A 9,811-nucleotide genomic window follows, 5' to 3' on the forward strand; every position below is an offset into this window, starting at 1 on the left:
GCTTACGCCGCGCCCAGGCCGCCCGGCTGCAAGGTGAGGGCATGGGCGCGCTCGACGCCGCCCTCGCCTGCGGTTTCCGCTCGGCGGCGGCGTTGCGGGAACGCGTTATTTCACCGCCGGATTGAGGCTATAGGCAGCGCTCGCCTCGCCCTCGGCCAGAATATGCCCGCGTAAGGCCGGTTCCAGATCAGCCCAACTGAAGCGTTCGGGCAGCGACAGGCTCGGCACATCGAGCGCATATGCGCGGACGCGGTAGACGTGACGGCGCAAATCGTTCAGCGGCGGGCAAGGCCCGGCATAGCCACCCCAATCGCCCGCCATCTCCGGGTTTCCGGCCATGAACCCGGCATAACCGCTCTGGCCGCGCCGCCCATAAGCGGTGCGCGCGAGCGGCAGATTGCCCTTCACCACGCCGCGCGCCTCGACGCCCTCGGCCAGCGCCGTAACCGACGCCGGTACATCGGCCAGCAACCAATGGGGAAAAATCTGCCGGGGCGACTCGGCGGCAATCGTCACACCCGGCTTATTGTACCGGGAGAGATCTTGCGGCACGTCCGGGTCGAGCATCACCAGCACATAGGATTGCGTGCCGCGTGGCCCCGATTGCCAGGAAACCGCCGGGCTCACGTTTTGGCCCGAAACCGCTCGGCGTGCAAAAGGCCTGCGCGGCGGGAAAACGGCCATCAGGACCGACCCCGCCCAGGGTAACACGCAGGGGGTCGGCCGCCAGCGCCGGAAGAACGGCGATACTGGCCAGGAGGATCAGCGTTAGTTTGGTCATGGATCGGGTTCCTATCGTGGGTAAGGCCCTTACCCTGCCCCGTTCCCCCCTAGGCCCGCGCGCGGCAACCGATCAAATGCGCCGCCGATCCGATCAAACTTCCGAAAAACCGCAGCGCGCCAGCCCGTCTTGCATATGCGGCGGCACCGGGGCTACGACGGAAATCGGCTTCTCGCCCAGCGGCAGGGCAATCGCCCGTGCTAGAAGTTGCAGGCGCTCGCCCGGCGCGGGGGGCGGCCCATAGACCGGATCGCCGACCAGCGGCAGACCGAGATGCGCGGCATGAACCCGGATCTGATGGGTTCGCCCCGTGAGCGGTTGGAACTCAAGCCAGGCGAAACCCTCGCCCGTCCCCAAGCAGCGCCAGCGCGTTTGCGCCTGCTGGCCGGTTGGATCGACCACCATGCGCCAGCCCGCCGCCGCGCTGGAGATTTTCAGCAAGGGCGCGTCGATCACCCCCTCACTGGCAGCCGGGGTGCCCCGGACCAGCGCCCAATAGGTTTTTTGCACTTGATGGGCCGAAAACACCCGCGCCACCTGCCGGGCCGTGCGAAGACTGCGCGCCAACACGAGGCAGCCCGCCGTGTCGCGGTCGAGCCGATGGGCGAGGCGCGGCAATTCCTTGAAGCCGAAGCTAAGATCGGCCAGATAGGTTTCAACGCTCTCGGGCGTTTGCGGGCCAGGGTGACAGGCGAGCCCCGCCGGTTTGTCGAGCACGATCACGCGCCCATCGCGGAACAGAACCCGCGCCGCAAGATCGAAACTCACGCGGGGCCGCCGCGCCGAACCGATTTCACCACGCCTTGCGGGCGCTTATTCACCGTCAGGAAGAGGCGGCCGACATATTCGCCGAGAATGCCGAGCATCAACAGTTGCAACCCCCCGAGGTGAGCACGATCGCCGCCAAGGAGGCCCAACCGGCGGGCGGATCGCCGAATAGCCCTTCGAACAACACCAGCAGCAACCCGAGAATGCCGAGCCCCGCCGTTACCGCGCCGGCCAGCGTCGCAAACCGCAGCGGCAGGACCGAAAAATTCAGCGCCATCGCCAACCAGAGATTTACCAGACGGCGCAGCGTGTAATTGCTCTGGCCTTCGGCGCGGGCGAGGTGCTTCACCTGAAGCGTGCCGATTTTCTGCGTCACTTGCAGAATTAGCCCATCGACATAGACGAACGGCCCCTCGTAAGCGGTAATCGTTTGCGCGACGAAGGCCGATAGGCAGCGGAAGGAGCAGAGATAGAGGCCCTTGGGCTTGTCCAGCAGCCGGTCGGCGACCCAACCGTTAAAGCGGCTGCCCAGATTGCGCCAATTTTCATGCTGCTTATCGTCGTAATAAGTATAGACGACCTCATGCCCGCCCAGGCGGCAGGCGTCGTAAAGCCGCACCACCTCTTCCGGCGGGTTTTGCAGATCATCGTCCATCGTAATAATGTAGGCGCCGCGCGCGTGGCGAAAGCCGCTCATCACCGCATTATGTTCGCCATAATTGCGGCTATGCTCGACCACGGTTAGCGGCACGGTGGCGGTTTCGGCGAGCCGATGGCAGACGGCGAGGCTATCATCGGGGCTGCCGTCGTACACCAGCACGATTTCGAGCCCGCCCTCGACGGTCAGCGCCGACAGGGCCTCGACCAGCCGCCCGACCGTGGCCGCGCCATTGTAAACGGGAACGACAATGCTCAACCCCGGTGATCCCTCACGCATCCTTCACCGCCTCAATCAAAATCGATCCGCCGAAGGGCAGATGCCCGCCCGACCGCAGCCACGCCGTTTCCCAACCCGTCAGCAGAGAAAACCCAGCATCGACCAAGGGCGGCAGCGCCGATACGTCGCTGCCCTGGCTCGGCCACAGCTTGCGCCGCAGGACCATTAGCGGAAACAGCAGGCTGTTCCAATAGCTGCTGCGGACGGGGCGAAACCCCGCTGCCGTCAACCGCTGGCGCAGGCGGGGTTCGGTGTAGCGGCGGCTATTATGCACCGCCCGATCATGCTCGGACAAAAGCCAATCATAGGCCGGAAGCGACAGGATCAGCCGCCCGCCCGGTTTTAGCGCCGCGTGGAATTCGGCCAAGGCCCGCGCCTCCTCCACCCCCGCATGACAGAGCACGTCGGAGGAGGTGATGAGATCGAAACTCCCCGGTGCGAATGGCAGGCCATTGACCGTGCCGCGCACGAAGGGCCGCCCGCAGCGTGCCTGCCCCTGAACCGCCGCCTGCCCGTCGAACTCCAAGCCAACCGCCGCGATATCGGGGCGATGGGTCGCGAGAAATTTTAACCAGCCGCCGGTCCCCGCGCCCGCATCGAGCAGTCGCAAGGGGGCGGCAGCGGGGGGCGGCAGCCAGCCCAACATATTGCGCCGCAAGGCCTGGAACCACCAGAATTGGTCCTCGATGGCGGCCATCCGCGCATATTCAACCGCTTCCACTAGCTTGCCGCCGCCAGCGCTTCCCGGTGAGCGCGGAAACTGTCGAAATCGCGAATATAATCCTCGGCGGCGAAGGGATAGTCGCAGAACACCATCAGCAGCGCGGGGGTGGTGCGGTAATATTGCTCGCCCCAAATCGTCGGCGGCATCAGCACCGCCTGCTGCGGATGGGTGAGAAGGTGGCGCACCTCCCCGCCCAGATGATCGCGCCCGACGAACTCAATCTCGCCCTGCAAACACACCAGAACTTGACTGCACCAACGATGCGCATGCCCGCCGCCAGCGGTATCCGGCTGATCGGAGGCGACCGTGAAGACGCGGGCGATGGGAATCGGCAGATTGGCCCCCGTCTCGAAAATCGTCAGCACACGGCCCGGTGCCGGAAACTGCGGGAAACTCAGCAGCCGAATCGCATCAAGCCCCGCCAAGGGGGCCGGTTTGGGCGGCACGGGAGAAAATTGAGCACCCATTCAGCACAAACCTTTCAGCTTCTTCACACGACACGGCCCCCATCATGCCGTAAATTTGGGCGACCGGGGATGAAAACTCTGTAAGGCTTTATAAGGAAGTAATCATAATGGCAGAGCGCAAGCTGCCGATTCTCTGTTTTCTCGTTGGGTTGCCTTGCTGATCGCCGCGTTTTTTTCCGCCGCTCAACCATGATAGCGCCGCCGTGCTTACGTGGGCGCAGCGGATGGTGGCGGGCGAGCGGCTTTATGTCGATCTCATCGACGTGAACCCGCCGATGATCTTTTGGCTGAACCTGCCGCCTGCAATGGTTTCGGCCGCAACCGGCCTTCCTGCGGCGATGCTGCTTGTTGGATGGTATGCGCTGCTGACGGTTGCCGGACTTACCGTCGCCCTACCCGATCTGTCCCGCCTGCTACCGACAGGACCCCGCCTCGGGGTTATTGCGGGGGCTATCGGTGGGCTCGTGATTCTTCCCGCCCACAGTTTTACGCAGCGCGAACATGTGCTGTTTGCGCTCTCGCTGCCCTATCTCATCCACGCACTGGCGCGCGCCGATGGGCGAGCGGGGAGAAGTTCTTGGTTTACGGCGGCGCTTTTTGCCGTTTCGGTCTGTCTAAAACCACATTTTCTTATTATTCCAGCCGGGATTGAAGGGTTTCTGCTCATTCGCCGGGGTATCGCTCCCAGTCTGCGCGACCCGGTCGTGCCGATTATGGCGTCGGCCGGAATCGCCTATCTCGGTGCCGTCGCCCTCTTCACCCCCGCCTATTTCAGCGCAACCCTGCCGATGATGGCCGAGCTTTATACCAGCGCGGGGGTTGAGTGGCGGGAGTTGCTTCAGGGTAATCAAGTTCTCCCGCTGCTCGTTGGATGTCTCGGGTTGGGGCTTTTGACGTGGCGCGGCGGTGCCGCTGCGCAACTGCTCCTGGTCTATACAGTCGGTGCGGCGATGATCGGCATCAGTCAAATGAAGGGCTGGGACTATCATTTTATCCCGGCGCGAGGGGGGCTATTCATCTTGGCGGGCTGGGCATTCGGCTGGGGTCTCTCCGCGCGGCCTGGTCGAGCGATTATTGCCACTTTCGCGCTGGTCTTTGGCTATGCGAGCATCCTGGCACCGCCTTTTGCCGCTCAACGGAATTTTGCGCAATCCCCCGCCGCCCGCCTGCGCGATCTGATGCAACAAACCGCCCCCGGCGGCGCGGCCCTCTGGTTCACGACCTCGCTGAAGCCGCAGTTTTCGATCTTACAGACCACGGGCGGGCGCTATGTGGGGCACTATATGAGCCTATGGCCGCTGCCGGAACTCTATCCGCCCAAGGGGCCGTCAGGGCTGCGCCCCCTCGATCGTCTTGAGGGAATCGAGCGCGATCTAATGACCGCCACCGCCGCCGATCTCGCCCGCAAGCCCGATCTGCTCGTCGTGACCGATGGGGCGTCTGAACCCGGTTTCGGCGCGCGCACCTGGGATCATCTCGCCTATTTCAAGCGCGACCCCCGGATTGCCGCCGCCCTCGCCGACTATGTTCCGGTCGACAGAGTCGACGGCTGGACCCTGTACCGCCGCTTCAAGCCCTAAAAAGAAAAGGCCGATCCTTGGAAGGACCGGCCCAGTTTCAGGGAGGAAGGCGTAGTATAACCGCTAAAACGTTAGCGCAATGCTAATCCATCCTTATCGAACAGATGACACGTCGCCGAATCGGCAAATAAAGTCACCTGCGCGCCGCGTTCGGGGGACTTCTGGCCGGTGAGTTGAACCGTCACCGCCTGCCCATCCGCCAGCGCGCCATAGAGGAGCGTCGAGCCGCCCAATTGTTCGACCAGATGCACCACCATCGTGCCAAGCGGGAGGCCGTCGGTCAGCGATAGATGCTCCGGCCGCACGCCCAAGGTTTCCGCGGCACCGGAGAAACGCGGCAGCGGCACCGAAGCCCCGGCGACCGTTAGCATCATGCCGTTGGCGGCCCCATCCTGCTGCCCGGCAATCTTCAGAAAATTCATCTTCGGCGAGCCGATGAACCCGGCGACGAACTTATTCGCCGGGTGATTATAAAGCTCCAGCGGCGAGCCGACCTGCTCGATCCGCCCCGCGCGCAGCACCACGATCTTATCGGCCATCGTCATGGCTTCAACCTGATCGTGCGTCACATAGATAGAGGTCACGCCCAACTGCCGGTGCAGTTTGGCGATTTCCACCCGCATTTGAACGCGCAACTCGGCATCAAGGTTGGACAGCGGCTCGTCGAACAAGAAAATCTTCGGCTCGCGAATGATCGCCCGGCCAATCGCTACCCGCTGCCGCTGCCCGCCCGAAAGCGCCTTGGGCTTGCGCTGCAAATAGCTATCGATCTGCAAAATCGCGGCGGTTTTCTGCACTCGCGCCTCGATTTCGGCTTTCGGCACGCCCGCCGTTTCCAACCCGAAGGCGAGGTTCTTATACACGCTCATATGCGGGTAGAGCGCGTAGGATTGAAACACCATCGCAATCCCGCGCTGGGCGGGTGGGACCTCGTTCATCCGGTCCGCGCCGATGAGCAAATCACCATCGGAGATTTCTTCCAGCCCGGCAATCATGCGCAGCAGGGTGGATTTGCCGCAACCGGAAGGGCCGACGAAAACGACGAACTCCTTCGGCTCGATTTTTCAGATCGATCCCGTGGATCACCTGAAAATCGGCGTAGCGCTTGACGACGTTGCGAAGAGAGAGAGCAGTCATGGCGTTATGGAGCCTCGCATTGGGCGACCGAAACGGGCGCGGTGGGCAACCAGCTTTTATACAGAGCGCTATCGGCCCCCATCGGCAGATCGACGGGCAGGTCGGTTGCGGCGGAGGTATAGATCGCCGTCACCAGTTCCAGCGCGCGCCGGGCATCGGCCAGGGTCACGGGCAGCTTGCCGGTTTCAAGCCCCGGCGCATACTCGGCGAACAAGCCCTCGAAGCGCGTCGGCACGTGCTGCCAGCCTTTCAGTGCGGCATCGATTTGGTCCTGCACCGCCTGATTAGCCGGAAGGATCTGCCAAGGATCATCCCCCGGCCGATAAGGCTCCAGCCCGCTTTCGAAGGTGATATTCTCGAAGCACAGGCGCAGGCGCGAAATCTGCCGGGTCGAGCCAAGCGTCGCCGACAGCGAGGCCAGCGCGCCGCTTTTGAGCCGCAGGCTGGCCGAGGCGCAATCTTCCACCTCGATGTCATTCACCCGCGTCGCAATCCGGGCGAAAACCTGTTCGGCGTCGCCCATCAGATACATCAGCAGATCGTGATTATGGATCGAATGGGTGACGAGCACGCCGCCAAGCTCGGTCGCCCATTTACCGCGCCAGGGCACGGCATAATAGTCCGCCGTGCGCCACCAGGAGGTTTCGACTGTGCCGAGATACGGTTTTCCGGCAATGCCGAGATCGATCAGGCGTTTCGCCCGCTGCACGCCATTACCGTAGCGATATTGGAAGATCGGCAGAATGGTGCGGCCATAGGTTTTCTCGGCCTGAATAAGCGCATCGACCTCGGCGAGCGAGCCGACCAGCGGTTTTTCGCACACCGCATGCTTACCGGCTTTCAGCGCGGCTAGAGTCTGTTCGAAATGCAGGCCCGGCGGCGTGCACACGTCGATGATATCGACATCGGGCATCGCCAATACCTCGTCGAAGGAGGCGGTGTGGCGCGGAATATTAAACTCCGCTGCCACCGCCGTGCGCCGTTCTTCGCTGAGATCGCAGACGACGAGCACTTTGAACTTATCCGGGTGGCGCGAATAGCCCTCGAAAATATGCGTTCGGCCAATGCCGCAGCCGACGACGGCAACGGTCCAAATCTTACTCATGCTGCGGTCCTTTCGGCGGCGGCTTGGGCGCGCAACGCCAGTTCCATTGCTTTAAAAGTGCGCGCCTGCGGCATCGCGGTTTCGCTGCGGTGGCGGATGTCGTCCAGAAGCTGCGCGCCGAATGGCAGGCGCTGGTGCGTACAATCGATGCGCTGCACGCCCTTCTGATCGACCAAAACCAGATGATCGGTGCCGGGTTGGCCACCGATATCGACGTATTTGCGCAACTCGATATAGCCTTCCGTCCCGAGGATGGTCAGGCGACCGTCGCCCCAGGTTGGCAGCCCATCGGGCGTGAACCAATCGGCCCGGATATAACCGGTGCAGCCCGGAGCCTTTAGCATCACTTCGCCGAAATCCTGCAAACCGGGGGTTTTCGGGTGGTGGAAATTCGCTACCGTCGCGCCAACCACTTCGGCGTCTTCCGCCCCGGTGAAGAACAGAAACTGTTCGACTTGGTGGGAGGCAATGTCGGCCAAAATCCCACCGTAGCGAGGCCGGTCGAAGAACCAGGCCGGGCGGTTGTTATTGCCCAAGCGGTGCGGGCCGAACCCCGCCGTGTGCACCACCCGGCCAATCGCCCCCGCCGCCACCAACTCCCCGGCCTTCACTGTGCAGCGGGTTTGGATATGCTCGGAATAATAGACGGCATAGATACGCTTGGTGTCGGCCTGAACCTGCTTCACGGCCTCCAACTGCTCCAACGAGACCATACCGGGCTTATCGAACAGCACGTCTTTGCCGGCCCGCATTGCCGCGATGGCGTCGTCGGCCCGCCGGTCGGGAATCCCGGCCCCGGTCACGAGGGCGATGCGCGCATCGTCAAGAATCGCCCGCACGTCGGCAACGCGCTTGGCTTGCGGGAACTGCTTGGCGTAGGCAGCGGCGAGATCGTCTTCTTCCGCAAAGAAAGCGACGAGCTCGGCCCCGGCGTTCAGCAGCAACTGGGTTTGGCCGTAGATATGATTGTGATTGAGGCCGATGGCCGCAAAACGAATAGGGTCCATGATGTCCTCGGAAATCCGGCTAGCGTTTCATGCCGGTGGTCGCAACGCCTTCGATCAGAAGCCGTTGGAACAGAACGAAGAAGATGAGGATGGGGACGAGGGCAACGGTGGACATGGCGAACAGCCCGCTCCAATCCGACCGACCGGTCGAATCAACGAAGCTGCGCAGACCGAGCTGCACCGTGTACGAGCCCATATCGTTGAGATAGACGAGCGGCGCGAAAAAATCGTCCCACGTCCAGATGAAGGTGAAAACGGCGGCGGTGGCGAGCGCAGGCAAGGACAAGGGAAGAATGATTTTCCAGTAAATCCGCCACGGGCTGCACCCGTCCATCATCGCGGCCTCGTCCAACTCGCGCGGCAGCCCCCGGAAGAACTGCACCATCAGGAAGATGAAGAAGGCATCCGACGCCAGAAACTTCGGCACGATCAGCGGTAGGTTCGTATTCACCCAATCGAGGTTGAGGAACAGAATATACTGCGGAATCAGCGTGACGTGATGGGGCAGCATCAGCGTTCCCATCATCAGCGCGAACCAGAAGTTCTTGCCGCGAAAACGCAACCGCGCGAAGGCGAAGGCCGCAAGCGAACAGGCAACGACATTGCCGATCACCGAGAGCACCGAGATTACCATCGAGTTCCAGAAGAACGTCCCGAAGGTAACATCCAGCCCCTTCCAGCCACGAATATAAGCATCAACACTGAAGCTCGACGGCCAGAGGGAGGCACTATGGAAGATTTCATCTTCGGGCTTGAACGAACTCGCCAACATCCACAGCAGCGGGTACAGCATCACCAGCGAGGCGATTAGCAGCGCGCCGTGAACCGAAAGAGCATTCGTCAGGCCTCGTTTGGGGTTAGTCGTCATAATGCACCCAATAGCGCGAACTGAGGAAGGAGAAGGCCGTGAAGCAGGCGATAATCACCACCAGAACCCAGGCGAGCGCGGCGGCATAGCCCATGCGGAAGTAGCCGAAGGCTTCCTGGTACAGGTAGAGCGTATAGAATAAGGTGCTGTCGATCGGCCCGCCGGTGCCTTCGGAAATAATGAAGGCGGGGGTGAAAGCCTTGAAGGCTTCAATCGTCTGCACAACGGCATTGAAGAACACGACCGGGGTGAGCATCGGCAGAGTGATGCGGAAGAACTGTCGCATCTTACTAGCCCCGTCGATCTGCGCCGCCTCGTAAATATCCTGCGGCACTTGGCGCAAACCGGCGAGGAAGATAATCATCGGCGAGCCGAACTGCCAAATACTCAAGATCACCAACGTATACAACGTGTAATCCGGATCGGAAATCCAGCTC

The 9,811-nt window shown here is 62.2% G+C and carries 11 protein-coding genes; 1 reads left to right on the forward strand and 10 read right to left on the reverse strand.

Features of this window, described 5'->3' with window-relative positions; translation table 11 throughout:
- Positions 1 to 105 precede the first annotated feature (105 nt).
- The 5 genes from VZ95_RS03735 to VZ95_RS03755 form a co-directional block, all read right to left on the reverse strand.
- Positions 106 to 684, reverse strand: coding sequence for a YbhB/YbcL family Raf kinase inhibitor-like protein (locus tag VZ95_RS03735; RefSeq protein ID WP_198148068.1), 579 nt, complete (start codon positions 682 to 684; stop codon positions 106 to 108).
- Positions 685 to 874: 190 nt separating this feature from the next.
- The gene (locus VZ95_RS03740; RefSeq protein ID WP_045774686.1) at positions 875 to 1,549 is read right to left on the reverse strand and encodes an RluA family pseudouridine synthase; all 675 of its coding nucleotides are present in this window, start codon (positions 1,547 to 1,549) and stop codon (positions 875 to 877) included.
- 97 nt (positions 1,550 to 1,646) lie between these two features.
- Positions 1,647 to 2,465, reverse strand: coding sequence for a glycosyltransferase family 2 protein (locus VZ95_RS03745; protein WP_232302466.1), 819 nt, complete (start codon positions 2,463 to 2,465; stop codon positions 1,647 to 1,649).
- Between the two features lie 13 nt (positions 2,466 to 2,478).
- Entirely contained in the window at positions 2,479 to 3,207 is a 729-nt protein-coding gene (locus VZ95_RS03750; RefSeq protein WP_156995025.1) for a class I SAM-dependent methyltransferase, read from the reverse strand.
- The gene (locus VZ95_RS03755) at positions 3,207 to 3,677 is read right to left on the reverse strand and encodes a sugar 3,4-ketoisomerase (RefSeq protein WP_052711451.1); all 471 of its coding nucleotides are present in this window, start codon (positions 3,675 to 3,677) and stop codon (positions 3,207 to 3,209) included. Before VZ95_RS03755 ends, VZ95_RS03750 begins: the two co-directional genes overlap by 1 nt.
- 203 nt (positions 3,678 to 3,880) lie before the next feature.
- Here VZ95_RS03755 and VZ95_RS03760 point away from each other — a divergent pair, with 203 nt between their 5' ends.
- A complete protein-coding gene (locus VZ95_RS03760; protein WP_156995027.1) occupies positions 3,881 to 5,257 on the forward strand; it encodes a hypothetical protein in 1,377 nt (458 codons plus the stop codon).
- A 71-nt stretch (positions 5,258 to 5,328) separates the two neighbouring features.
- Here VZ95_RS03760 and VZ95_RS03765 read toward each other — a convergent pair whose 3' ends face one another.
- The 5 genes from VZ95_RS03765 to VZ95_RS03785 form a co-directional block, all read right to left on the reverse strand.
- Positions 5,329 to 6,318, reverse strand: coding sequence for an ABC transporter ATP-binding protein (locus tag VZ95_RS03765; protein WP_156995029.1), 990 nt, complete (start codon positions 6,316 to 6,318; stop codon positions 5,329 to 5,331).
- 80 nt (positions 6,319 to 6,398) lie between these two features.
- Positions 6,399 to 7,499 (reverse strand): Gfo/Idh/MocA family protein, encoded by a 1,101-nt coding sequence (locus VZ95_RS03770; RefSeq protein WP_045774688.1) that lies wholly within the window; start codon positions 7,497 to 7,499, stop codon positions 6,399 to 6,401.
- Complete coding sequence (locus VZ95_RS03775; protein WP_045774689.1) at positions 7,496 to 8,506, reverse strand: Gfo/Idh/MocA family protein; 1,011 nt, start codon at positions 8,504 to 8,506, stop codon at positions 7,496 to 7,498. Before VZ95_RS03775 ends, VZ95_RS03770 begins: the two co-directional genes overlap by 4 nt.
- A 19-nt stretch (positions 8,507 to 8,525) precedes the next feature.
- A complete protein-coding gene (locus VZ95_RS03780; RefSeq protein ID WP_045774690.1) occupies positions 8,526 to 9,374 on the reverse strand; it encodes a carbohydrate ABC transporter permease in 849 nt (282 codons plus the stop codon).
- On the reverse strand, positions 9,364 to 9,811 hold a 448-nt coding region (locus VZ95_RS03785), incomplete at its 5' end, for a carbohydrate ABC transporter permease (protein WP_045774693.1). The genes VZ95_RS03785 and VZ95_RS03780, both read right to left, overlap by 11 nt.

Origin of the sequence: Elstera litoralis (assembly GCF_000963705.1) — a bacterium.
Lineage (GTDB): Bacteria > Pseudomonadota > Alphaproteobacteria > Elsterales > Elsteraceae > Elstera > Elstera litoralis.